Source organism: Dyella japonica A8 (genome assembly GCF_000725385.1).
In the GTDB taxonomy this organism is placed as follows: Bacteria; Pseudomonadota; Gammaproteobacteria; order Xanthomonadales; family Rhodanobacteraceae; genus Dyella; species Dyella japonica_C.
The window spans coordinates 1553600-1577018 of sequence record NZ_CP008884.1 but is presented as its reverse complement, the minus strand read 5'-3'; the positions used below and the strand labels follow the sequence as shown (position 1 = coordinate 1577018).

At 66.2% G+C, this 23419-nt stretch carries 23 protein-coding genes; 8 read left to right on the top strand and 15 right to left on the bottom strand.

From position 1 onward, the window contains the following. The first annotated feature begins 39 nt into the window (after positions 1-39). The 4 genes from HY57_RS06530 to HY57_RS06515 all read left to right on the top strand — a co-directional run bounded on the left by HY57_RS06530 (position 40) and on the right by HY57_RS06515 (position 4521). Complete coding sequence (locus tag HY57_RS06530; RefSeq protein WP_019463600.1) at positions 40-1278, top strand: SEL1-like repeat protein; 1239 nt, start codon at positions 40-42, stop codon at positions 1276-1278. Further along, on the top strand, positions 1275-2570 hold the full coding sequence (locus HY57_RS06525; protein WP_019463601.1) for an SEL1-like repeat protein: 1296 nt from the start codon (positions 1275-1277) through the stop codon (positions 2568-2570). Before HY57_RS06530 ends, HY57_RS06525 begins: the two co-directional genes overlap by 4 nt. Next, positions 2567-3883: an SEL1-like repeat protein gene (locus HY57_RS06520; RefSeq protein ID WP_200873904.1), complete on the top strand. Its 1317-nt coding sequence runs from the start codon at positions 2567-2569 to the stop codon at positions 3881-3883. The genes HY57_RS06525 and HY57_RS06520 overlap by 4 nt, the downstream gene beginning before the upstream one ends. A 212-nt stretch (positions 3884-4095) precedes the next feature. Beyond that, a complete protein-coding gene (locus tag HY57_RS06515) occupies positions 4096-4521 on the top strand; it encodes a hypothetical protein (RefSeq protein ID WP_038579447.1) in 426 nt (141 codons plus the stop codon). A gap of 222 nt (positions 4522-4743) precedes the next feature. Here the strand turns inward: HY57_RS06515 and HY57_RS06510 are convergent, their stop codons facing one another. The 15 genes from HY57_RS06510 to HY57_RS06440 are packed head-to-tail and all read right to left on the bottom strand — an operon-like array spanning position 4744 to position 19741. Continuing rightward, positions 4744-5907 carry a glycosyltransferase family 4 protein gene (locus tag HY57_RS06510; protein ID WP_019463532.1) on the bottom strand — a complete coding sequence of 388 codons (1164 nt, stop codon included), beginning with the start codon at positions 5905-5907 and terminating at the stop codon, positions 4744-4746. Then, a complete protein-coding gene (locus tag HY57_RS06505; RefSeq protein WP_235186626.1) occupies positions 5904-6974 on the bottom strand; it encodes a glycosyltransferase family 4 protein in 1071 nt (356 codons plus the stop codon). The genes HY57_RS06510 and HY57_RS06505 overlap by 4 nt, the downstream gene beginning before the upstream one ends. Before the next feature lie 60 nt (positions 6975-7034). Then, the gene (locus HY57_RS06500) at positions 7035-8573 is read right to left on the bottom strand and encodes a B12-binding domain-containing radical SAM protein (protein ID WP_235186625.1); all 1539 of its coding nucleotides are present in this window, start codon (positions 8571-8573) and stop codon (positions 7035-7037) included. Further along, on the bottom strand, positions 8570-9268 hold the full coding sequence (locus tag HY57_RS06495; protein WP_038579444.1) for a class I SAM-dependent methyltransferase: 699 nt from the start codon (positions 9266-9268) through the stop codon (positions 8570-8572). The genes HY57_RS06500 and HY57_RS06495 overlap by 4 nt, the downstream gene beginning before the upstream one ends. Continuing rightward, entirely contained in the window at positions 9268-10503 is a 1236-nt protein-coding gene (locus HY57_RS06490; protein WP_019464602.1) for an amidohydrolase family protein, read from the bottom strand. Before HY57_RS06490 ends, HY57_RS06495 begins: the two co-directional genes overlap by 1 nt. A 4-nt stretch (positions 10504-10507) precedes the next feature. Then, positions 10508-11350, bottom strand: coding sequence for a class I SAM-dependent methyltransferase (locus HY57_RS06485; RefSeq protein ID WP_050997886.1), 843 nt, complete (start codon positions 11348-11350; stop codon positions 10508-10510). Beyond that, on the bottom strand, positions 11347-12291 hold the full coding sequence (locus tag HY57_RS06480) for a Wzz/FepE/Etk N-terminal domain-containing protein (protein WP_019464600.1): 945 nt from the start codon (positions 12289-12291) through the stop codon (positions 11347-11349). The genes HY57_RS06485 and HY57_RS06480 overlap by 4 nt, the downstream gene beginning before the upstream one ends. A gap of 11 nt (positions 12292-12302) precedes the next feature. Next, positions 12303-13484 (bottom strand): hypothetical protein, encoded by a 1182-nt coding sequence (locus HY57_RS06475; protein WP_019464599.1) that lies wholly within the window; start codon positions 13482-13484, stop codon positions 12303-12305. Continuing rightward, positions 13481-14419: a glycosyltransferase gene (locus HY57_RS06470; protein WP_100218165.1), complete on the bottom strand. Its 939-nt coding sequence runs from the start codon at positions 14417-14419 to the stop codon at positions 13481-13483. The genes HY57_RS06475 and HY57_RS06470 overlap by 4 nt, the downstream gene beginning before the upstream one ends. Further along, the gene (locus HY57_RS06465) at positions 14416-15666 is read right to left on the bottom strand and encodes an O-antigen translocase (RefSeq protein ID WP_019464597.1); all 1251 of its coding nucleotides are present in this window, start codon (positions 15664-15666) and stop codon (positions 14416-14418) included. Before HY57_RS06465 ends, HY57_RS06470 begins: the two co-directional genes overlap by 4 nt. Continuing rightward, entirely contained in the window at positions 15663-16775 is a 1113-nt protein-coding gene (locus HY57_RS06460; RefSeq protein WP_019464596.1) for a DegT/DnrJ/EryC1/StrS family aminotransferase, read from the bottom strand. The genes HY57_RS06465 and HY57_RS06460 overlap by 4 nt, the downstream gene beginning before the upstream one ends. Beyond that, positions 16775-17707: a GNAT family N-acetyltransferase gene (locus tag HY57_RS06455; protein ID WP_019464595.1), complete on the bottom strand. Its 933-nt coding sequence runs from the start codon at positions 17705-17707 to the stop codon at positions 16775-16777. The genes HY57_RS06460 and HY57_RS06455 overlap by 1 nt, the downstream gene beginning before the upstream one ends. Beyond that, on the bottom strand, positions 17700-18647 hold the full coding sequence (locus tag HY57_RS06450) for a hypothetical protein (RefSeq protein WP_026033807.1): 948 nt from the start codon (positions 18645-18647) through the stop codon (positions 17700-17702). Before HY57_RS06450 ends, HY57_RS06455 begins: the two co-directional genes overlap by 8 nt. Before the next feature lie 6 nt (positions 18648-18653). Further along, positions 18654-19319, bottom strand: coding sequence for an acetyltransferase (locus HY57_RS06445; RefSeq protein ID WP_026033806.1), 666 nt, complete (start codon positions 19317-19319; stop codon positions 18654-18656). Further along, on the bottom strand, positions 19304-19741 hold the full coding sequence (locus tag HY57_RS06440) for a sugar 3,4-ketoisomerase (protein WP_019464592.1): 438 nt from the start codon (positions 19739-19741) through the stop codon (positions 19304-19306). The genes HY57_RS06445 and HY57_RS06440 overlap by 16 nt, the downstream gene beginning before the upstream one ends. A gap of 250 nt (positions 19742-19991) precedes the next feature. On the opposite strand from HY57_RS06440, the gene HY57_RS06435 reads away from it, so the two are divergent. The 4 genes from HY57_RS06435 to HY57_RS06420 all read left to right on the top strand — a co-directional run bounded on the left by HY57_RS06435 (position 19992) and on the right by HY57_RS06420 (position 23377). Continuing rightward, positions 19992-20609: a cytochrome b gene (locus HY57_RS06435; RefSeq protein ID WP_019464591.1), complete on the top strand. Its 618-nt coding sequence runs from the start codon at positions 19992-19994 to the stop codon at positions 20607-20609. 49 nt (positions 20610-20658) lie between these two features. Beyond that, the gene (locus HY57_RS06430) at positions 20659-21987 is read left to right on the top strand and encodes a cytochrome C (RefSeq protein ID WP_100218164.1); all 1329 of its coding nucleotides are present in this window, start codon (positions 20659-20661) and stop codon (positions 21985-21987) included. A gap of 61 nt (positions 21988-22048) precedes the next feature. Then, complete coding sequence (locus tag HY57_RS06425) at positions 22049-22405, top strand: c-type cytochrome (protein ID WP_100218163.1); 357 nt, start codon at positions 22049-22051, stop codon at positions 22403-22405. Positions 22406-22585: 180 nt separating this feature from the next. Continuing rightward, entirely contained in the window at positions 22586-23377 is a 792-nt protein-coding gene (locus HY57_RS06420) for a hypothetical protein (RefSeq protein ID WP_019464588.1), read from the top strand. Positions 23378-23419 lie beyond the last annotated feature (42 nt).

The window sequence follows — 23419 nt, the reverse complement described above, 5'->3', positions numbered from 1 at the left end:
GTCCTACTTATCAGCGCTTGCTCCCACTCGGATAACGCCATGCCTACGCCCACCGAACTAGCCGCCATGCGCGCCAACCTCGCTTTTACATGTACCCGCGAGACGGATCGCCATCCGCCTCTGAACCCCGAGGCGGATCAACTGTTCAAGTACGCCCGCTATCTGCAGAAGGCGGATGGCCCCAAAGACTTCAACACCGTGGCGCGTTACTACCGCATCGCAGCCGCGTATGGTCACTACAAGGCTAATCACAACCTGCAACTATTGGTGTCGGAAGGCTTCGCCGATTCGCCCAACCGCTCCAAGGAGACCATCGACTTAGTCGAGCAGCTGATCAAGGATGGCATCCCCGGTGGCTACTACGACATGGGACGTTATCTGGAGTTGGGCTATGGCGTCGAGCAAAATCAGGAGAAAGCGTTGCAGTACTTCCGCAAGGCAGCGGACTTTGGCAACCCGGAGGCGCAATATTATGTAGCCGACAAGCTCACCTCAGCGAAAGATGCTGATGCCTTCGCAGTGGGCATGCAGATGTACCGCTGCGCAGCGGAGCAGGGGTACGGACAAGCAGCCAATTTTTTGGGAGTGATGCTCCAGGACCTTGGCGATGGTTCGGGCGGGGCAGATGCGGACAATGCCAAAGCGGTCGAAGCTTTTCAAAAAGGTGTAGCTGCCGGTAATGGCAAATCTGCGGCCATATTAGAGGAAGCATTCGAGGCGCCTTCGCCGGGCAGCCTGGGTCATCTCGATCTCCAAAGCGATCCCGATCGCTCACGCCGGTACCGCGAAATCCGTCTATTTTTCCGCCGCAACGATGGCCGCAACCCCAAAGTCCCCGACATCGACCAAATCGTGCCCCTGCCGCCCGCGCCGTTACCGGAGTGGGACGGCACGTTCCAGTGGGAGAAAGAACAAGCCGCCGCCACGCCGCCACCGCAGCCCAGCGAGGAACTGATCCAGCGCTTGGCCAAGGCCAAAAACCTCGATCCCGCCACGGGCCTGCCTATTCCACCGCCACCCAAAGCAGCATTGGGCACACGCGCGCAAACCGGCGAACGCTGCCCTGAACATGGCGAATGGTGCGTGCGCTTCAACGATGGCTTCCGCTCGCATGATCGGTACACCTTCACCAAGGGCGAGACCCTGCCCACCTACGCCGCCTATCGGCCACGCCGCTTCGATCTGTTCGACGTGCTCGAAAACCTGTTTGGCATGCGCTACGAGCAGGTAGCCGTGACGTGGGAGCTGGTGGGCTATGGGAAGGAGCCGGTCGCATGAGGCATCGATGGCATGCCGGTTTTTCGCTGGGGCTGCTCGTGCTGTTGATCAGCGCCTGCTCCCACTCGGATAACGCCATGCCTACTCCCACTGAACTAGCCGCCGCGCGCGCCAATCTTGCTTTTACCTGCACGCATGAGGCGGATCATCTGCCGCCGCTTAACTCGGAAGCAGATGAGTTGTTCAAGTACGCCCGATATCTGGAAAAGGTTAACGGCCCCAAGGATTTCAACGCGGTAGCGCGTTACTACCGCATTGCAGCGGCCTACGGTCATTACAAGGCCAACGGCAATCTGCAACAGTTGGTGTCGGAAGGCTTTGCCGATTCGCCGAATCGCGCGAAGGAAACTATCGCCTTGGTGGACCAGCTTATCAAGGACGGTATTCCCGGTGGCTACTACGACATGGGCCACTTTCTGGAGCTTGGCTACGGTGTCGAGCAGAATCAGGAGAAGGCGCTGCGGTACTTCCGCAAAGCGGCAGACCTTGGAAACTCAGAGGCACAGTATTACGTGGGCGACAAGCTCACATCCGCAAAGGACGCCGAAGCCTTCGATGTGGGCGTGCAGATGTACCGCTGCGCCGCAGGGCAAGGACATGGTGAAGCAGCTAGTACATTGGGCATCGACCTAAAAAATGATAAGAACTACACGGAGGCTATCACTGTATTCCAGCAAGGTGTGGCGGCAGGTGATACATCGTCGGCGTCGTTCCTGGAACAGGGGTTCACCGCACCACCACTCAAAGACATGTACTACCTCGCCCTCTCTAGCGATCCCGAGCGCTATCGCCGATACCACGAGATTCGTCTATTTTTTCGCCGCAACGACGGTCGCAACCCCAAAGTCCCCGACATCGACCAGATCGTACCGCTGCCGCCGGCACCGTTGCCCGCATGGGATGGCACCTTTCAGTGGGAAAAGGAACAGGCCGCCGCCACACCACCCGCGAAGCCCAGCGAAGAGTTGATGCAACGCCTCGCCAAGGCCAAGCATCTCGATCCTGTCACGGGTCTGCCCATACCACCGCCACCCAAAGCGGCACTGGGCACCCGCGCGCAAACCGGCGAACGCTGCCCCGAACATGGTGAATGGTGCGTGCGCTTCAACGATGGCTTCCGCTCGCCTGATCGGTACACCTTCACCAAGGGCGAGACCCTGCCCACCTACGCCGCCTATCGGCCACGCCGCTTCGATGTGTTTGATGTGCTCGAAAACCTGTTTGGCATGCGCTACGAGCACGTTGCCGTGACGTGGGAACTGGTGGGCTATGGGAAGGAGCCGGTCGCATGAGGCATCGATGGCATGTCGGTTTATCGCTGGGGCTGCTCGTGCTGTTGACGAGCGCTTGCTCCCACTCGGATAACGCCATGCCTACTCCCGCTGAACTGGCCGCCGTGCGTGCCAACCTTGCCTTTACTTGCACACATGAAGCCGATCATCTGCCACCACTCAATATGGAAGCGGATCAGTTGTTCAAGTACGGCCTCCATCTAGAAAAGAAAGACGGTCCCAAAGACTTCAATGCGGTCGCACGCTACTACCGCATCGCGGCGGCCTACGGTCATTACAAAGCCAATCACAATCTGCAATTGTTGGTATCTGAAGGCTTTGCGGATTCGCCTAGCCGCCCCAAGGAAACCATCGCCTTGACCGAGCATCTCATCAAGGATGGTATCCCCGGTGGCTACTACGACATGGGCCACTATCTGGAATTGGGTTATGGCGTGAAGCAGGACGAGGAATTGGCCTTGCGGTATTACCGCAAGGCGGCGGATAAGGGCAGTCCGGAGGGACAGTATTACGTCGCCGACAAGCTCACCTCTGCCAAAGATGCCGATGCCTTCAAAGTGGGCGTGCAGATGTATCGCTGTGCTGCCGAACAAGGGCACGGAGATGCGGCCAACTTTCTTGGCGTCATGCTCCGAGATATTGGTGATGGTTCCCGTGGGCCAGACGCCAATAACGCAAAGGCCGCGGAGGCGTTTCAAAAGGGCGTGGCAGCGGGCGATAACTTATCAGCATCCATACTGGAAGGGGCGTTCAAGGCTCCGCCACCTGGCAGCCTTAGCCATCTGGATCTCCCCAATGATCCCGAACGCTCCCGCCGCTACGAGTTGATCGGCCAATTCATCGACAACAACTACGGCCTTAACCCCAAAGTCCCCGACATCGACCAGATCGTGCCGCTGCCACCCGCAGCGCTGCCCACGTGGGACGGCACCTTCCAGTGGCAAAAAGAGCGCGATGCCGCCACGCCACCGGCGCCACCTTCAGAAGACCTGATGCAACGCCTGGCCAAGGCCAAGAACCTCGATCCCGCCACGGGCCTGCCCATACCACCACCACCCAAAGCGGCATTGGGCACACGCGCGCAAACCGGCGAACGCTGCCCCGAACATGGCGAATGGTGCGTGCGCTTCAACGATGGCTTCCGCTCGCGTGATCGATACACCTTCACCAAGGGCGAGACCCTGCCCACCTACGCCGCCTATCGGCCACGCCGCTTCGATCTGTTCGACGTGCTCGAAAACCTGTTCGGTATGCGCTACGAGCACGTGGCCGTGACGTGGGAGCTAGTGAGCTACATCGATGACAAGGCGTGACCGTTCCCCCATGCCTAAGTCGCGCACGAGCTATCTAGCCATGATGGGGTTCCTTGGGCTGGCGCTGGTCGCTTGCTCCCAGGAAGGCCTCATGTCCCCCTTATACGGATGAGGCGTGATGGGACAAGTGCGCGTCAGGTCAAACACGCGCAGTTGCACGGACGGATCGATGAAGCCCCTTTTGCTGCCTTGCCTGCTGGTGTTGCTGGCGAGTGCTTGCACACCATCCGATAACGCTGCTGCTGGTGTCGCGCTACTACCACGGCGCGGTGCCGGCCACGCTGCTGTATGAGCTTGAGCGCGACTGTCCCGCCGTGCTGCGGTTCGCATCGAAGCATCTCACCCTGACGCAGGTGTCCTTGTCCGAACTGTGGCTGCATGCCTGGCCGGGCATCGAATGGGCGCGTTCCGTGCGTGAAGTCGGGCAATACGTGCGCAACCGCGTGCGGCCCTCGGCGGAAGCACGACAGGAGCGCGCGGACATGGTGCGCACCCAGCTGTGGCTGCAGGAATCCACCTGGGTCACCTCCAGCCAGCTGCATCGCATCGTCGCCTGGCTGACGCACCCGGTGACGCGCACGGACACCATGTATGCCGTGCGCGCGGCACTCGGGCAGGCGCCGGCTGCGTGGGCCTGAGAGCCTGTTCAAAACCTTGCCTGGCACCCGCACCCCCTCACCGTCATTCCCGCGAAAGCGGGAGGCGACTTTCAACAGCCGAAGGGCTGGTCATCCAGTGCCTTTAAGCTTTGAGCGGAACGGGAAAAGGCACTGGATCCCCGCTTTCGCGGGGATGACGGTGAGGGAACATGGGGCTTGTTGGTGACTTCGAACAGGCGCCAGACATGCGCCACCCGGCACTCACCCCATTTTCTTCGGCGTACGCGGGGATGACGCGGCATGCAAGGCGCCCCCGCGGCCCGACCCCGTCGCCACGGCCTGCAGATAAAGCGTCTGGAACGTGCGCGCGGTGTAGTCGGCATCTTCCGTGATGGCACGGCGTTGCGCCGCCACGGCCAGCCGCAGGCGCAGCTCGTCATCGGCAAGCACGTGCCGGATGGCCTCCGCGAGCGCGGCCCAGTCCCCCACCGGCACCGACCGCGCGGCCGATGGCGACCATTCCGCGATATGTCCCACGGCGGTGCCGACGGTGGGTACGCCGACCACGGCCGCTTCCAGCAGCACCAGCGGCCCGGCCTCGTGGAGCGATGACATCACCAGCAGGTCGGCCTGCTCCATCATCGGCCTCAGCTCGCGCTGCGTCCGGAAGCCATGAAAACGCACGCGCCCGTCCAGGCTCAGTTCGTGGGCCAGGCGCTGCATCTCGCCGTCGAGCGTGTCCTGCCCCACGATGTCCATGTGGAAATCCACGCCTGTCTCGGCGAGCACCGCGAGTGCGTGCAGCAGCGTCGACTGGTCCTTCACGCGGTTGAGGCTGGCGACGTGGATGAGCTGCGCGCGCCCCTCGCGCCTGCCATGCGGCGGCCGCGGCGGCCAGTAGCGCAGGTCCACGCCCAGTGGCACGCGGCGCGCCTGCAGGCCCAGCGCGCGCAGCGAATCGATGATGGGTGCACTCGCTGCCGTGACCGTGCCGGCGCCGCGCAGCACCAGCGCTTCGCGCACACGCCCCTTCAGGAAGCGCCGGCCGCCGTAGCCGATCTCGTGCATGGCTACCAGTTCGCCGCCACCGATGTGCACCAGGCTCGGCAGGCCCAGCGACATCGCGGCGGCGACGGCAACGAAGCTGCACGAGCCGGAAAATATCGCGTGTACCAGGTCGAACGGCGCGCGGCGGTGTTCCTCGCGGATGGCGCGGATGGCACGCAGCCGTGGCCAGCCGTCGCCGATGTTGTGGATGTGCGCGCCCATGAGCTGCCAGCAGTCGGCGGACGCTTCCTGCCGCAGTGCGTATACGTGCACTTCGTGCTCGCAGGCAAGCCGCCGGATCAAGGACAGCAGCACGGGAATCACGCGGAACTCGCCGGTGCGATCGACGCCGCCGGGCACCACCAGCGCCAGTTTCATGACGGGGCTCCCCGTGGGCCGCGTGCCAGTTGCGCGTAGGCATCGCCCCAGCGCCGGCCCACCGCCTCCAGCGACAAATGGCGCTCGAAGTGCGCGCGCGCCGCCTGCGGTGACGGGCCCCGCGCGACCGCATCGATCAGCGCCTTGGCGAGCGCCGCCGCATCGCCGCACGCCCACCGATGGCCGATGTCACCGGTCAACGCGCGGAACGAGGGAATATCGGTCACCACCGGTGTCGCGCCGCAGGCCATCGCTTCGAGCAAGGCGTAGCCGCAGCTTTCCCGGTGGCTGCCCGATACGAAGATATCCGCCGCGCGCAGCAGCGACTGCACGCGCTCATGCGGCACCCGGCCCAGCAAGTGGACGCGCCCGGCGAGCCGCGGATCGTCCGCGATGCGCCGCTGCACCTGCTCCAGCAACGGTGCGGTGCCAAAGGCGCACCACAGTTGCAGGCCCGGCAACGCCTCCGACGCACGCGCCACGCCGTCGAGCACGCTCAACGGGTCCTTGTTCGGCTGCAGATGCCCTACCCAGACCACGCAGGGTTCACCGTAGAGCCCCGTCTCGGCCCGCGCACTGGCACGGCTTCCCGGCGTGAAGCGGCTGGTGGATTCGGGGATGGAAAACAGCCGCATGGAGGGATCGAACAGGCCCGCCGACACATACGGCCCCGCCAGCTCCGGTGCCGTGAACGCCGCGCCACGCGCGGAGGCATACCAGCGCCGCCAGCGCGGACGCCGCCACCACGCAGGCATGCGATCCGCATGGTCCTGCAGCAGGATGGGCACGCCGGGCAAGGCGCGCGACAGGGCATGCGCACCCGCCGCCGCACCGAGGCTGTGGATGTGCATCAGGTCCGGGCGAAGATCCACCAGCGCGCACGCCATGCCATCGAAGCGATGCAAGTGCGTGGCAGCATCCGCCACGACGAAACGGTACTCGACGCCATGGCGATGCAACTGTTCGGCATGGGATGCCGACTGCAGTACCGTGATCCGCGCGCCGCTGCTGGCGGCGGCTTCGGCAACGTCGGCCAGCGACGGCCATTGCGCCAATGTCTCCGCCAATCCCCATCCTTTCGGCGCGGGAAAGAAGTTGATCTGGGTGACATGGAGCGGCGGCACGGATCAGAGCCCCTCGGCCTGTGGCAAGCGCAGGCGCACCAGCCGGTTGGCAAGGGTCAGCTCCCACGGGCGGTCGTAGCGGCGCAGGCGATAACGCCACGAGGCTGCCGCGGCGAGCGTGCGCTTGGCCCACGGCGGCGACCGCAGGTCTTGCACGGTGGGATAGCGGCAACGCAGCACGGTGACGAAATCGTCGATGCGCTGGCGCAGCTTTTCGCTCAACCAGGGCGCGTCCGCGTGGCAGGCGTAATCCACCCAGTGCTTCTGCGTCCACTCGTCCGGTGTCGAGGGAAACACCACCGGCTCGCCGTGGAGATCCCGCAGCGTCGCCGTCGGATGGCGCAGGCGATCCTTCTCGTGCCGGCTGCTGTCGGGCAGTGGCGTGTAGATGTAGATGACGATTTCGGACTGTGGATTGACGCGCTTGAGCGCGCGAATGAACTCGAACGTGTGCTCGGTTTCTTCCTCGGTGTTCTCCGGCGGCGCCACCATGAAGGAGAACTCCGGGATGACTCCGTGTCGCCGGCACGCTTCGGCCACGGCCATCGTCTGGTCCGGCCGCGTGCCCTTGCGGATTTCCTTCAGCATGGTCGGGCTCGGCGATTCCGCGCCGATGTAGGCCATGCGCAGGCGGCTCCTGCGCACCAGCTTCCAGCTGCTCTCCGACAGGTTCAGCAGGGCATCGGCACGCGCGAAGCACCACCACGGCAGTTCGTGGCGCGCCATCACTTCGAGCAGCGGGATCATGTCCTGCTCGCGGTCGAAGAAGTTGTGGTCGAAGTACTGGACGGAGTCGGCGCCAAGCTCATGCTTGAGGTAAGTCAGGTCGCGATCCAGCCGCGCGGCGGGTGGCAAGGCGGTGGCTCCGCCGAACATGGCCGCCACGCCACAGAACGTGCAGTGGAAACGGCACCCCACCGCGGCCTGGTGCGCCACCGTGCGACGGCCGAGATAGGTGCGCGCCAGGTAGCGGCGTGGATCGCCCAGCTTGTCGTACGGCAACAGCGTGGGTGGACCGTTGCGGGAGAACGCACGGGCAGGGTTGTGGCTGATGCCGCCCTCGTGCTTCCACGACAGGCCGCTGATCGTCGGCAGCCGCGACGCGTCGCCGGCATGCAGTGCGTCCACCAGTTCCCGCAGGCTGTCTTCGCCCTGCCCGCGAATGGCGTAGTCCACATAGGGCGCCGCCAGTACGGTGTCCGTGTAAAGCGTGGGGAAATAGCCACCCCATACGATGGGCAACTCCGGCCGATGCGCGCGGACGGCACGCGAGATGGCAATGGCCGGCGCCACATGCGGGCCACCCATGACGCTGATGCCGACCGCGGTGCAGGCGCGTTCGTCCAGCGCGCGCAAGGTGGCGTCGACCACATCGCGATCCAGGTTGCCATCGACGATGCGGCTGCTGCCGACGCGGTCAAGCGACAGGGCCAGATGCAGCAGCGACAACGGAAACCGCGCGCTGTGGCGCGACGTAATGGTGGGGTTGACCAGCAGCGTATGCGGTTGGGGGTTCATGGGTGCAGGGATGGTCAGGGTCATGGCCGGCGCCACAACTGGAAGACAAGGGCGACCGGCACCTCCAGCGCCGCCGGGTCGAAATGCGCGCCGGCCGGGATGTCCGCAGGGTCGAGCATCGGCTCCAGCACGCCGCCGATCTCCAGCCCCAGTGCCGCGCACGCCGCGTGCCAGTGGCTGTAGAGGTGTGCGGTGTGGCGCACGGCGTAGCGGCGCCCTTCCGCCTTGAAGTCGCGCAACCAGCCGAGTGCATGGCCGATGGGATGCACGTCGCTACACAACACCATGCCGCCCGGCTGCGTCACGCGACACAGCTCGGCCAGCACGGGCTCCAGCTGTTCCACATGACCGACGGCCAGCCCGCAGACGGTAAGGTCGGCCCAGGCATCGGCCAGCGGCAAGGCATCCAGCCTGCCCTGCATGAGCTCCATCGGTACGCGCCGCCGCTCGCCACGCAGTTCACCGGCGGCGCGCGCCAGCATGTCGCGCGACAGGTCCACGCCGGACACCCGTGCCGCACCACGCTGGATGGCGTGGCGCATATAGCGTCCGGTGCCGCAACCGGCATCGAGCACGTTGCGCCCGCTCAGGTCCTGCGGCAGCAGGCTCAGCATCGCCCGCTCCTCCGCCTGCATCACGGGGTTGTGCGCATGCGCCGGATAATGGGGCGCCCACAGCGCGTAGGCTTCGGCGGGATCGAGGATGGGCGTGTGCAGCATCAGCGGCATGCCTCGAGGGAGATAAAGGCCTGCACCGCGCGGGTGTCGCGGGCGTCGGACAACACCAGGCCCGGCTCCAGCGCGATCACGGCCGGTTCTGCCAGCGCCTTGGCGAGCAGCTTGGGGCGACCGTCGAGCGTAACCGGCACCGCCTCCACGCCCGCCGCCTCGAACCAGTCCGCGAAATCCGGGTCGGCGATGCGTGGCAGGCCATCGCGCACGACGGCGCGCAGCTGCCTGCGTTCGATGCCGACCAGGCTGCGCAACGGATCGCCGCCGCGATCGGCGACGATGACCAGGTCCGCGTGCGCACCCACCTGCAGGTGGCCATGCCGCGGCAGGCGCAGCAGGCGCGCCGCATCGTCCGTCACCAGTCCCAGCCATTGCTGCGGCGGAAGTTCATCGCCGGCAGCGACGCGACGCAGTTCTTCCAGCAGATCGCGCGATCCGCTCAGGCGCGAGTCCGTGCCCAGGGCCAGATGCCCCGCGTCGGCCAGCCGGCCCGGTCGCAGGGTGCGGCCCAGCAGGCGTTCGTTGCTGGTGGGGCACCACACCACCCCGGCGCCCACAGCGATGATCCGGTCGATATCCGCCTCGCGCAGCCCCACGCCGTGCACCAGCACGCTGCGCGGCGCCAGGCAGCCGAGTTCGTCGAGGCGGGCGAGTTCGCCCTGCGCCGCCGCATCCGTGCCCTCGGCCAGGTGGATCAGCCACGGCCAGTCCACCGGCGTCTGCGCAAAGCTCTGCTGCACGGGCGGACCGTACGAGGTCCAGTCCAGCGCATAGCTCCAACCGTAGTCGCGCAGCAGCGCCACGGGAAAATCCGCGTCATCCAGCGCCGTGTGCCATGGATCGTGGTGCGCGACGCAGGTGGTTCCGGCCAGCAGGTTCTTCAGCCCGCCATGGCGCAGTCGCACCGCCTTGGGCACCAGCAGCGCCTCGATCACGGCCGGCTCGCCGAAGTGCTGCTGGAACGCCTCGATCCACGCATAGCTGTTGGGAAACACCGCGGTCGTGGCGAGCGGCGGCACCGCGTTCACCTGCAGGTGTTCGTGCGCGTTGACCAGCCCGGGGAAGATCAGGTGATCGCGCAGGTCCACCCGGTACGCCCAGGCCGGCACCGACGCGGCGACGCGGCCGCCGCGTATCCGCAGCGGTGCGCGCGATACGCCCTGCGGCAGCACGCTTGCGGCGCCGCACAGGCTGGCATGGGCTCGGGCGGACCGGACGGCCATGGCATTACCGCCTGCGCATGACGATGAGGAAGTGGTCACCCATGTCGCGCAACAGCGGCAGCGCGCCGAGGTGGTCGTCGAGGCGCCCCAGCCGTTCGTACCAGTGCCGGCGACGGCGGTAGTAGTGCACCAGGTACGGCGGCGGCATGAACAGGCTCAGCGCCCGGTAGTGCTCCAGCGAGAACAGCGGGGCGAAGGCGCGGTAGAACTCGCGCGGCAGGTAGTAGTACGTCCAGATCGTGTGCTTGTTCATGCCCACCGCCGCCGGGCCGCGCGTGCCGCGCACGCTGGCCCGGCGAAAACGGCCGCGCAGCGCGTAGTGCCCCAGCTCCCAGGGGCAGATGCGCCCGATCACGGAGAACACCAGCTTGCCGCCGGGCTTGAGCAGCCGCGCGCACTCCTGCGCCACCACGTGCAGGTCCGGCGCGCAGTTGAGCGGACCGAAGTTGGAGTAGATGCCGCCGAATTCTTCCTGCAACTGGTCCAGTTGCTGCACGCCCAGGTGCACCGCCACCACGCTCGATTCCAGCCCCGCTACCGCGGCGCGCGAACGCGTGCGGCCCACCATCGCCGGGGACCAGTCGCTGGCGACGACCTGGTAGCCGCGCCGCGCGAACTCGATGGCATCCAGGCCGGTGCCGCAGCCGATGTCCAGCAGCTGCGCGCCCGCCGGCACCTCGCGGCTCACGGTGTCCCACAGCGTGCCGCGCATGCGCTGGATCAGCTCGTTGTTGCCGCGCGGGCCATCGTAGTCCTCGGCAACGCTGTCGAAGGCGCGCTGCGTGTCGAGCAATTGCGCTTCGTTCAAGGAGGCCTCCGCCGGGCGTCGGCTTGCTTGTCCCATCATGGGCTACCCACGCCTGCCTGAAGATTGGACGCGACGGCGTCACGCCCGGCCTGGGCACCACGACCGCCATTCGCCGGTAGGTGCCTTGTGTCTTCCGTTTGGTTGAACGACATCGTGGTCCCGTGCGACCGCCGCAGCGCATGCCGCACGATGGCGGCGAAGGCGCCCAGCGACAGGGCGAAGAGCAGGCCGATGCCCATCACCAGGAAGAGATTCGGAAAGGCCTGCGAGCGGGGCACGTAGATCGGCCACATCAAGGAGGTGTCGTAGGTGTAGTTCGGGCTCAGGCGTACCGTGAGATCACCCTCGGCCTGGCGCAGGCCGAGAATCTCGGCATCGGTGGTGGTGAGCAGCACGGACGCCACGCTCGCGGTCGGCGCGTCCTTGCCATGCGTATCGCCGACGGCCTGCGCCAGCCGTTGACGCTCGCTCTGCGCGCTGACGAGATCGGCCTTCACCTCGCCCAGTCGCGCCTGCGTCATGGCCAGTGGCCCGGCCAGCAGCTTCTGATGCAAAGCCTGCAACTGCGTCACGGTGGCGTCGGCAAACTGCCTGGCTTGTTGCGGCGACCAGCCGCGCACGGTGAATTTCACCAGGGGACCGGCATACGGCAGCGGCTCGATCTTCAGACTCTTGCGATACAGCTTCGCCTCCGGCGCGTCGTCCTTGATGCCGATGCTGGCCATCACCTGGTTCTGGAACGGCACCAGCTTCAGGCGCTCGAGCACGCGCGCCAGCGGCTCCACCTTGGGATCCTGTCCCGGCGGCACGCCCGACACCTGGCCGATCTGGATATACGCCGTCGCCTCCCATTGCGGCCGGGCCGCATGCGCGAAGGCGAACACCGCCGCGAGCACCAGCAGCGCTCCCGCCACAAACCAGCGCCATTCGCGCAGGAGGATCCGCCACATGTCCAGTACGTACACTTCGTCTCGTTGCATGGCTGCCTGACTCATGGATGGGTGGTTGGGGACGCGCCGGCACCCGCGGGTACGGCGTGATCGAAGGATGTGGCGGCGGCGCGCCGGCGATCCGGCAGCAGCGCTGCCACCAGCTGCAGCAACAGGCACAGCGCGATGAAACCGAAGCTGGTCCAGGTGAAGGCCTGCGGCGCGAAGGGCGCCATGGCGGCCGTATAGGACACGCGCAGGAAGATCAGCAGACCGAACAACGGCACCGTGGGCTGCACGCGGCGCACGCTCCACAGCAGCATCAGGTACAGCGCGACCATGGAGGCGACGGCACCCGCCGGCCCCAGCGCCATGAGGAAGGGAAAGAACTCCGTGCCCACGTTTATGTTGGGCGCGTCCAGCGGAATGCCGGTGCCCGCCGTGACGATCGAACCGGCCATCGGCACCAGCTGATTGATCAGGAAATGGGTATCCGAGTACTGCTTGGCCAGGATGGCGGCGAAGTTGTAAGGCCCCGCGCTGGCGTACAGCAGCAGCCATTTCACGCCCTGCGGCGCATCCCGGTACATGTCGCTGAAGGGCAGCGTGACGTAGTCCAGCGTGCCCGAGCGCAGGATGCCGAGCACCGAGAACACCACGGTGCCGGCAAGCGCCAGCGCCAGCACCCGCTTCCACGGGAAGGGCTTCGCCTCGGGACGCCGCAGCAGCATCACCAGCGCGACGGAGAACAAGGCGGCGAAGATGCGGTTGCGGTCGATCACCAGCACCGGGAAGACAAAGCCGATCAGCACCAGTGTGGCGCGCAGCCAGCGGTTGCGCGTGCACAGCAGGCCGATCGGCGGCAGTACCCAGCACATGTCGGACACGTGCCGGATGTGGTCGCGACCACCTTCCATGTTCGCGTAGGACGAGGGAGAGGCAAACAGGGGCACCGGAAAGAGCAACAGATCGAGCGCGCAGAACGCCACGATCAGCGCGGCGAATACCAGGGCGACCAAAGCATCCCGCGTGCCGGCGTAGTCGCGGGCAAGGAACGCCTCGCTGCGTGGCAGGCGCACACCGGCGAAGACGTCGAATGCCAGGATGGCCATGGCGACGGCGGCCAGCAGCAACAGCCCTTCCAGGTAGTCGGTCGGCAGGTCGTAGGTGAGCAGGGTCAGCCCGCAGGCGACCAGCAGCGGCATGCTCAGGTAGAACGACGGCAGGCGCAGGAGCTGTTTCATGCCGGCGTCACCACTCGATGCGGCGGCCCGCGCCGCGTCCGCGCGACCAGCAACAGCAGCCCGTAGACCGCCATGTGCATCACCACCGACCACAGCCGCCGCTGCAGAAAGGACACCTTGGCGCCCAGATGGTGCGACTGCGCAAGCAACAGCGTGCGGTACGGCTCATCGAACATGGCCATGCGCCGGATCGCCACGTCACGCGCCTCGATGAGGTTGTGGATGCGGGTGCGGGCATCGCGTGTGCGGCTTACGTTCGTACCGTGGATGCGGTAGGCGCACACGTTGCAGTCGATGAAACCGATGGCATCGTGCGCGGCCAGGCGCAGGAAGAAATCCCAGTCGTCGAAGCGCAGGCCCTCGCTCCACCCGGCCACCGTCTCCAGCGCGCGGCGACGCACTAGGGTCACCGGGCCGCCGATGGCCCATTGCGTGATCACCGCGCGGCGGATGCCGTCGTCGGTGCGATAGAGCGCCTTGTCCGCATGGTGCAGGTCACGCATGCCGCTGTCGTGCAGGCGGTGGCCGTGCTGGTCCACCACTTCCGAGTCGCCGATCACCGCCCACTTGCCGGGATGCGTCAGCAGGTAGCCCACCTGCGCGTCGAGGCCGCCCGGCAACAGGTAATCGTCGCTCGCGCCCAGCCGCAGGAAATCGCCACGCGCGCGCGCGGCCAGTTCATTGAGCGTGGCGGTGATGCCCTTGTTGCCGCGGCGCACGTATTCCACCGGCACCTCGTTGCCATGGCGAGAGATCCAGGCGGCGATCCGCCGGCCGGTACCGTCGGTGGAGCCGTCGTCGATGATGACGATTTCCTTCGACGGGTACGGATCCTCCAGCACGCTGTCGAGGCAGCGCTCCACGAAGGCCTCGTGGTTGTACGCAGGCACCAGCACGGACACCAGCGGCATGGGTGCGCCTCCGTCCATCGTCATAGCCCTCCCAGGTAGCGACGCACGATGACCACGTTGAAAACCAGGTAAAGCGCGTAGTTCACCGCGAACGCATACATGGCCCCGACCAGACCGAAGCGCGCGGTGAACAGAAACACCAACCCCACGTAGCTGATGGCGAAGGCCAGCTCGGACGCCACGAACAGCCGCGTCATGGCCTTGGCCAGCATCACGTAGGACAGGACGAACGAGGCAATCTTCACCACGTCGCCGACCAGTTGCGGCGCGTACAAGGCATTGGCAGCGGCGAAGCCGTCACTGAACAACAGCGACGTCACCCAGCCACGGCACAGGTAGACCCCGGCGGCCAGCAACACGACGGCCGGCATGATGTAGCGATAGGCCTGGCGCAGTTCCGACACCAGCGACTCGCGCGCATGCGTGGAGGCCAGCTTGGGCAGGTAATACACATTGATGGCGGTGGTGAGGAACAACAGGTACGCATCCGACACCTTGCCTACGGCCTGCCAGTAGCCCACCTGCTCCCAACCGAAGCGCCCGGCGAGGTGATCGCGCACGGCGATGTTCACCAGCGGCGGCAGCAGCGCGGAGGTCAGCGTCATCACGGAGAACGCGGCCAGCCGCAGCGTCATCTCGCGATCGAAGCGCATGCGCAGCATGCCGCGGTCGAAGTACGGGCTATGCCACCAGGCCGGCAGGCCGACCACCAGTACCAGCAGCTGCCCGATCACCAGCGCGAGCAAAGCGCCATAGAGATGCAGCCAGTGCGCCAAGGCCAGCGCCACCACAATGCTCAGCAGCGAACCCAGCACCTGGATGCAGGCCAGCCGCTTCACGTCCATGAAGCCGTTGATGACGGCCAGGATGTAGTTGACCAGCGCGATGCCCAGCTGCACCGCCGCCAGCACGGCGATGAGCCCCTGGTAACGGATATCGCCCAGCAGCCAGCCGGCGATCTGCCGGCTGAGCAGCAGGCCGACCGCGCCGGTCAGACAGGACGCGCACAGCGCGTACCACAGCGCCGCGGCCAGCAGGCGCGAGAGCTTCTGCGGATCATCCCGATATTCGGCGACGTACTTCACCACGCCCGCACTGATGCCGCCGCCGGCCAGCACGGCCAGCACCGACATCAGGCTCATGAACTGGCCCAGCCGGCCCACGCCTTCGGGGCCCGCCTTCCATGCCACCAGCTTGATGATGACCAGGCCCGCGAGCAGCTTGGCCGCCGTGGCGATGGATGCGTAGATGCTGGCGCGCGCGATGTTCACGCCGCGCCTCCGAAGGCATTGCACGCATCGATAACCCGCGCAATGGCTTCCTCGCCCATAACCGGGCTCATCGGCAGGCTCAGCACCTCGCGGTGCATCTGTTCGGTGACTGGCAGTTGTGCATCGTGCAGCGACGCATAGGCCGGCTGGCGGTGCGCCGGCACCGGGTAGTGCACCTGGCTCTGCACGCCGTGCGCGCCAAGGTGATCCCGGAGCGCGTCGCGCTGGGCGCAGCGGACCACGAACAGGTGCCACGCATGCCTCTCTTCGGCCTGCACGCGCGGCAGCGCGATCTGCGGATGACGTATCCCATCGCGGTAGCGTCGCGCCACCTGCCGGCGACGCGCGACCTCTTCGTCCAGATGCGCCAGCTTGACCCGCAGCATGGCCGCCTGCATCTCGTCGAGGCGCGAGTTGAGTCCCTGGTACAGGTGGTGATACTTCACCTCGGAGCCGTAGTTGCGCAGCGCCGTCACGCGCGCGGCGAGCTCGTCGTCATTCGTCACGACGGCGCCGCCGTCACCGAGCGCGCCCAGGTTCTTGGCGGGGAAGAAGCTGAATCCCGCCGCGTCACCGAAGGCCCCGGCCCGCCGGGCGCCATCGCTCGCGCCATGCGCCTGCGCGGCATCCTCGATCAGCAGCAGGCGGTGCCGGTCCGCGATGTCCGCCAACGCGGCCATGTCCGCCAGCTGCCCGTACAGGTGCACCGGCATGATCGCGCGCGTGCGCGTCCCCACCGCGGCCGCGACATGGGCCGGATCGATGTTGCAGGTGGCCGGGTCCGGCTCCACCGGCACCGGCACCAGCCGGTTCGCGGAAATCGCCAGGAAGGTGGCGATGAAGGTGTTGCCGGGAACGATCACCTCGTCACCGTCGCGCAGCCGCCCCATCTCCTTGTAGCCGCGCAGGATCAACGACAGTGCGTCCAGCCCGTTGCCCACGCCCACGGCATGCCCGACACCGCAGTAAGCGGCGAACTCGCGCTCGAAGGCCGCCAGTTCGTCGCCCATGATGTACCAGCCCGAATCGATCACCCGCGCCGCGGCGGCCTTGAGCTCGTCGACATAGCGGGCATTGACGTCGCGCAGCGAGAGGAAGGGCACGTCCATCACAGCGTCCACTCGTAGAAGTCGTGCACGACGCCACGCGCGCCGAAGGATTCCTTCTGCGCGACCAGCCCGCTGTTCAGCACCCTCCCCTCCTGCTCGGTGGAGATGCCAAAGCTGAAATAGGTACGGTCCGCGTATACGGCATCCACCAGTTCGCCGAGCAGCAGGCTGAGTGCGTCGACGCGCTTGCCCTCTGCCGAGGCAGCGATGTATTGCGCGTGCACCGTCTGCCCGAAGTCATAGACGAGCACGCCAGCGAGCAGGGCCCCGTCCATGCGCGCCTCATGAAGCACGATCTGCCCGGGGAAGCGCGACTGCAACAGGCTCAGCTCGGCCGCGCTGTGCGTGGGTGCGGCACCGTGCCCCCGCAACACCTCGCTCAGCAAGGCGTGGAACGCCGTGAGGTCGTCGCCGCGCTGGATCTGCACACCGGCGCTCTTCGCCTTGCGGATGGCCCGCCGCCGCGTGTCCGAGAAGCCCGCGCCGTCACGCAACAGCGCCACTGAGGAAATGTCCCGTCGCTTCAGCCGTGCCCCCATCCGCTGCAGGGCATACAGGTCCTCCTCGCTCGGGTAGGCGTGGAACACATGCGGCACCGGCTTGTAGATCAGGCGTTGCGCGCCGGCCTGCCGGTAATGCCCGGCCATCCGTTCGAACACGGCGAGGGTGGATTCGGCCCGCAGCTCGTGGGTCGCGATCAGGCCCGCGTAGGTCAGCCCGCCATGGCTGGTCACCACGTGCTCGCGAATATTGGCGGGAAACACGGCCACCATCTCGCCGCCCCGCTCCACCACCAGCGAGCAGTCCGTGAAGCGGTCGGCGTGATAATCCATGTAGGCACGCCGGTGCAGGAAATTGCCATTCCTCGAGCGCGCCACCGCGGCATCCCAGGCGTTGGCGTCCGACGGCTGGTAGCGGCGTACCTCAAGCATGGTCGCCACCGTCGAACAGCGGCGTGCGGGCGACCGCCACACCGAAGCCATCCAGCCCCATGTCGTTGCCGTTGTAGAACATCAGCACGTCGTCGCCGCGGCGTATCAGCGCGGGATAGCACAGCGTGCGCGAGTCCCAGCCGCTGTCGGAAAGGGCAATGCCCAGCGCCTCGTCGCGGCGTTCCCAGCCGATGCCATCGTCGCTGAAAGCCAGCCCGGGGAAGTATTCGCCGGTGACGTTGCCGCGCGTAAACACCATCGCGTAACGGCCGTCCATCCGGTAGACGCGCGGTCGTCCGATGCGGTACTCGCTGCCGCGCGGCAACAGGCAGACGTGGTCATCGCGGGGGATATCCGCCAGGTCGCGCGTCGTCACGCAACGGATGTGATAGCGGGGAAACGGCCGCCCGTCGATGAACTCCCAGTCGTCGCCCACGGCGTACCAGAGGCGCCACTGCGCGCCATCGAACATCGCCGAGTGCACGGCGCCGATGGTGCTGCGCCCGGGGGCACGGTCGAGGATGGGCGTGTCCTGCACGCGCTGGAAAGACTCGCCACCATCGGTGGACAGGGCCAGTCCGGTGAAGGCCAGGAACTTCGCGCGCGCCACGCGCTGAAAGCCCACGTAGAACAGATGGAGGCCGCCGGGCCCGTCCACGACATCGCCCAGGATCATGCCGTTGTCATCGAAACAGCCGCCACGGCCCACGTCCAGCACCGGTGCGCTGCTGACGCGACGCACGACGGACGGATCGTCCGCAAGCACGTCGACGTAGCCGATGCGGCTCACGCCCTCGTCGTCGCGGAAGCCGGCGTAGACGCGAATGGTTTCGCCGTCCATCCGCCAAGGGGTTGGCGTCAGCGCGGAATGACGCATCCAGCCGCCCACGCCCTGTCGCGCGGTGTCGAAGACCAGCCCCTGCTTGCGCCATGCCGCCATGGGCATTCAGAGCCTCACGTCAAAACTGGATCGATCGGGCACCGCCTTCGCGGGCGAGCCGACGTAAACCCTTCCCGGTTCCGTATCGCGGTGGACCAGCGCGCCGGAACCGATCACGTTGTCCATGGCCACCTTCACGTGGTCGTTGAAGGTGGTGTTGACGCCGATGAAGCTGCTTTCGCCCACGTCGCAATAGCCCGAGATCACCGCGTGCGAGGCGACGAACACGTGGTCGCGTATCACCGTGCGATGCCCGACGTGGTTGCCGCTCCACAGGATGCAGTTATTGCCGATGCGCACGAACGGCTGGATCACGTTGTTCTCGAAGATGAAGCTGTTCTCGCCGATCTCCACGTTGCGCCACACGAAGGCATGCGAGCTCACGTAGGTCGCGAAGCGATAGCCGCGGGCCTTCGCGTCGAGGTAGAAGCGCGTGCGCAGGCGGTTGAGCTGGCTGGCCGGAATGGCCACGAACAGCTCGTACTCCGTCGGCGGATAAAGCGACTCCAGCGCCTCGTAGGCCACCACGGGCCGACCGGCCAGCGTGCTATCGGTCAGGTAGGCGCTTTCGACACTGAAAGCGGCAACGTCATAGTCGCTGTCGTGCTCGAAGTACTCGCAGGCAATCTGCGCCAGTTCGCCCGCCCCGATCAGCACTAGACGCTTTGGCATGCGACCAGTCCTGCCGGGTAGGGGATGCCTTTCACTTCGCTCAGGAAGGCATCGTAGTCGGTGATGTAGTCGGCCGGGTCGTACAGATGGTCCGCCAGCACCATCAACACGCAGTCTTCACTGAAGTCGTACAGCTCGCGCCATACCATGTCGCCCATCAGCAGGCCCTGGGACGGATCGTTCAGCACCACCTCGACCGGTCCCGAGCCGTCGTCGAGCAGGATGGTCACCGACCCGCGCACGGCCACCGCCAACTGGCGCAGATGCCGGTGCGCGTGCTTGCCGCGGTGCACGTCATGCTCGGTCGCGAAGATGTAGTACACGCGCCGGATCACGAAGGGCACGTTGATGTCTTGTTCCAGGGCGATGAGCATACCGCCGTGGTCGCCATGCATCTGCAGTTGTACGCGTTCGATGTCCATGCTGTCGGCCCGGCATTTGGCGTTGTCGTGGAGAACCCTTGGCACTGAGTGCCTGCTGCCTCGGCGAAAGGTTGCGTGGCGACGTTCAACCGGCCGTTCGGCCAGCCATACAACCTTTCCGTGCCGCGCTGGCACTCACGCACATAGAGCAGTTCCGGTTCCGCGCGCCCTTCCTGTCTCCCGGCACGTCATCGCCGTTGAAGGCGTGCGGACCGCGTGGACGCCAGTGGCGTGGTGCAGAGGCGCGTACATGGATTGGCAGAACAAGAATCCGCCAGCAACGAATACCAGCAGGGCGACCTCGCCGGACCCCGCCGCAAGCGCCGCAGGCGACGCGTTGCCGATGCGTCCGCGCGCCCTCGTCATCCTGCACTGGCTGACCGCGCTGTTCCTGGTGCTTGGCGTCACCCTCATCCTGGTACGCGACGAGGTGGAAGGCCGCGCGTTGCGCCAGTGGCTGCTGGAAGGCCATCGCCACTTCGGGCTGCTGATCCTGCTGCTGTTCTTCGTGCGGGCGGCGCTGCGCTTCCGGCTGGGCAAGTGGCCGGCCGAGGGCGACACGTCGCCCTTGGTCCGTTTTGCGGCGGCCTCGACGCACCTGGCCCTGTATGTCCTGCTGCTGGTGCAGCCCTTGCTTGGCTGGGCGCTGAGCAGCGCGGAAGGCAAGCCGGTGCATTTTTTCGGACTCACCCTGCCCTCGCTGGTCGCCAGCGACGAAGACCTCGCCGACAGGCTCACCGACTGGCACCAGGGCGTTGCCTGGGTGCTGCTTGCCCTGATCACGCTGCACGTGGCCGCCTCGCTCTGGCACCACTTCGTGCTGCGCGATCGCACGCTCCGCATGATGTTGCCCAGGCGCGGCCGCTGATGCGCGCCGGGCGCCGCATGCACGAGCCTCATCGAGACAAGGAAACCTCATGCATCCCTCAATGACCCGTTACTGGCCCCTGGTGGCCTGCTATGTCGTGGTCGTCGTGCTGTCCTTGCTGGCAAGCAACGGCGTGCACGCGGTGCCTGCCTATGCCCGCCAGACCGGCTCCGCCTGCGCGGATTGCCACGCCGGCGCCTACGGTCCGGCGCTGACGCCCTATGGCATGCGCTTCAAGCTCGGCGGTTATACCGATACGGATGGCCAGGGCATCAAGATCCCGGTGGCCGCGCAGCTCATCGGCTCGCACAACGTGCCCGAGACCGGCCAGCACACCACCCAGCTCACCGAGGCGGACATCTATCTGGCCGGCCGCATCAGCGACCACCTCGGCGGCTTCGTGAAGGTGGAGACGGACAACAACGGCAAGGACCAGTTCAGCACCCGGCTCAGCAATCTGGATCTGCGCTTCGTCGCCAAGGACCTGAAGATCGCTGGCAAGGACACCATCGTGGGCGTGAGCGTCAACAACAGCCCTGGCTTCGACGATCCCCTCGGCGTGCTGCCCAACGCATCGACCCTGGGCCCACCGGCGATATCCGGCACGCTGCTCAATCTGTCCAGCCCCAATTCGCTGTACAACCGCGTGATCGGTGGCGGCGTGTATGCGCTCTACGACGACAACTGGTACGGCGAGATCGGCACCTACAACAGCATGCCGACCTCGGTGCAGGACAAGCTCGGCTACAAGCTTGCCGGCGATCCCGGCCGCCTCAGCGATACGGGCTACTTCCGCTTCGCCTATATGAAGGACATGAAGCGACAGTTCTTCTCCGTAGGCCTGGTGGCGCTCACCACCACGCGGCGCCTGCCGCGCAATGCGCCGGGCGACGACATCACCGACCTCGGTTACGACCTGACCTACCAGTTCCTCGGCAATCACGAGCACATCGTGCAGGCGAGCTATGTGAACATCCTGGAGCAGCGCGACTACGGCAGTACGCCGACCATCAACGGCCTGGTGGCCAAATCGCACGGCGATGCGCACGACCGCACGCTCAGCGTGACCTATACCTTCAAGCAGAGCTATGCGCTGCAGGTCGCGCACCTGGTAAGCACGGGCACGGAAGATGCCGCGCGCTACCCACCCTATGGCAAGCCGGACAGCACCGCCAACCTGATTACCCTGTACTGGACGCCGTTCGGCAAGGACGATTCGTTCACCTCCAAGGCGAACCTGAAGATCGCCGCCACCTGGTTCCTCTTCACGCGCTTCAACGGCGTGAGCAACAACGTGTTCGGCGCCCCGCCGGGCGCGCCGATGTTGCGGGCCAAAGACCTTGATGCCTTCACCTTGAGCGCAAGCATTGCGTTCTGACACCTGCGGGAGCCTGGACGTGACTACACCCAAGCTGGGGAGAGCGGCGCGCAGCGCCTTGATGACCGGAATGCTTGTCTACGCCGCGGGCAGCCAGCCCGCGCTGGCGGGCGATGCGAGTGCCGGCGCGGATGTGTTCAAGCAGGAGTGCTCCGAATGCCACACCACCCGGGAGGGCCACAACAAGAAGGGCCCCAGCCTGTTCGGCATCGTCGGTCGCCACGCGGGCAGCCTTGCCGGCTACAAGTACACGGACGCGCTCAAGAACGCCGACTGGGTGTGGACCGAGGACAAGCTGCACTGGTACCTGTCGCAATCGGCCAGGAAGGCCAACCCCGGAACCCGGATGAAGTACCCGGGGCTCGACGACCCCAGGCAGCTCGACGACCTGATCGCCTACCTGCAATCGAACCACTGACGGGATGGGGCATGCACGTGTACAGCGCCTGTGCCGGCGATTAATCTAGGCCGGCACCGACGCGGCTCATCACGGGGAACGATGTTGCACGGCGCTGCCCCAGCCAGCAGTAACCGGGCCTACCCACCCGCGGTGCTAGCCGGCCCGCGTGGTGCGGATGCGCGCCTCCCCGGGTGGCCCATGCAGCCGCCCAGCAGCGCCTCGCCCGTCGTCACCGTCATCACGCAGCGTCGACATCGGATTCATCACGCGCTGGTCGCCATGGCCGCATGCGCCTGCCTGCCATGGCCGGCGCTGGCGCAGTCGGGAAACATCAACGGCATCGTGGCCCTCAGTTCGCAACTCGTCGACCGCGGGCTGGCCGTCACTTCCGACACGGCCATTGTGCAGGGCGCGGTGTCCTGGACGCTGCCTTCCGGCTGGGCATTCGGCGTCGCCGCCAGTACGGAAGTACGCAACGCCACACCGCTCGCCGAAACATTCGCGCAAGCTTCTCACACCTGGCGGATGACGCCGGACTGGCAGTTCGCGGCCACCGCCGCCTATTACGACTACCCGGGGCGCGGCAATGGCGCCTTCAACCGCGCCGAAGGCGGCGCCAACTGGATCTACCGCGACGTCCTTACCCTGGGCATCGCGGCCATGATTCCCACGGGTGGCGGCAACCACCAGCTGCGCGGCGCGGCCGACGTGGATTTCCACTGGCCGCTGCCCTGGCATGTTTCCTTTTCGGCAGGCGCCGGCTATGCCCAGACCCAGGTGCCCACCTACGGCACCTACGACGATGAGTACGGCAGCCACCGCTATCCTCGCGGCGACCGCGTAAACTCCTATGGGTACGGGCACCTGGGCCTGATCTGGGCGCAGGGCCCGTGGCGTGTGGAAGTGGATCGCGTGTTCGTCGACGCGAGCATGCGCGAAGCCTGGTTGGCCGCCTCGCCTTGGGTGGCGACGATGTCGTGGTCATTCTGAGACGGGACAACCATTTCGGTCGGATCGGGCACTAACCGGGTA

Coding starts and splice junctions, on each gene's coding strand:
- HY57_RS06530 (WP_019463600.1), top strand. CDS start 40: ATGCCTACGCCCACCGAACTAGCCGCCATGCGCGCCAACCTCGCTTTT.
- HY57_RS06525 (WP_019463601.1), top strand. CDS start 1,275: ATGAGGCATCGATGGCATGCCGGTTTTTCGCTGGGGCTGCTCGTGCTG.
- HY57_RS06520 (WP_200873904.1), top strand. CDS start 2,567: ATGAGGCATCGATGGCATGTCGGTTTATCGCTGGGGCTGCTCGTGCTG.
- HY57_RS06510 (WP_019463532.1), bottom strand. CDS start 5,907: ATGAAACTGGCGCTGGTGGTGCCCGGCGGCGTCGATCGCACCGGCGAG.
- HY57_RS06500 (WP_235186625.1), bottom strand. CDS start 8,573: ATGACCCTGACCATCCCTGCACCCATGAACCCCCAACCGCATACGCTG.
- HY57_RS06495 (WP_038579444.1), bottom strand. CDS start 9,268: ATGCTGCACACGCCCATCCTCGATCCCGCCGAAGCCTACGCGCTGTGG.
- HY57_RS06490 (WP_019464602.1), bottom strand. CDS start 10,503: ATGGCCGTCCGGTCCGCCCGAGCCCATGCCAGCCTGTGCGGCGCCGCA.
- HY57_RS06485 (WP_050997886.1), bottom strand. CDS start 11,350: ATGATGGGACAAGCAAGCCGACGCCCGGCGGAGGCCTCCTTGAACGAA.
- HY57_RS06480 (WP_019464600.1), bottom strand. CDS start 12,291: ATGCAACGAGACGAAGTGTACGTACTGGACATGTGGCGGATCCTCCTG.
- HY57_RS06475 (WP_019464599.1), bottom strand. CDS start 13,484: ATGAAACAGCTCCTGCGCCTGCCGTCGTTCTACCTGAGCATGCCGCTG.
- HY57_RS06470 (WP_100218165.1), bottom strand. CDS start 14,419: ATGACGATGGACGGAGGCGCACCCATGCCGCTGGTGTCCGTGCTGGTG.
- HY57_RS06460 (WP_019464596.1), bottom strand. CDS start 16,775: ATGGACGTGCCCTTCCTCTCGCTGCGCGACGTCAATGCCCGCTATGTC.
- HY57_RS06455 (WP_019464595.1), bottom strand. CDS start 17,707: ATGCTTGAGGTACGCCGCTACCAGCCGTCGGACGCCAACGCCTGGGAT.
- HY57_RS06450 (WP_026033807.1), bottom strand. CDS start 18,647: ATGGCGGCATGGCGCAAGCAGGGGCTGGTCTTCGACACCGCGCGACAG.
- HY57_RS06445 (WP_026033806.1), bottom strand. CDS start 19,319: ATGCCAAAGCGTCTAGTGCTGATCGGGGCGGGCGAACTGGCGCAGATT.
- HY57_RS06440 (WP_019464592.1), bottom strand. CDS start 19,741: ATGGACATCGAACGCGTACAACTGCAGATGCATGGCGACCACGGCGGT.
- HY57_RS06435 (WP_019464591.1), top strand. CDS start 19,992: ATGGATTGGCAGAACAAGAATCCGCCAGCAACGAATACCAGCAGGGCG.
- HY57_RS06430 (WP_100218164.1), top strand. CDS start 20,659: ATGCATCCCTCAATGACCCGTTACTGGCCCCTGGTGGCCTGCTATGTC.
- HY57_RS06425 (WP_100218163.1), top strand. CDS start 22,049: ATGACCGGAATGCTTGTCTACGCCGCGGGCAGCCAGCCCGCGCTGGCG.
- HY57_RS06420 (WP_019464588.1), top strand. CDS start 22,586: ATGCAGCCGCCCAGCAGCGCCTCGCCCGTCGTCACCGTCATCACGCAG.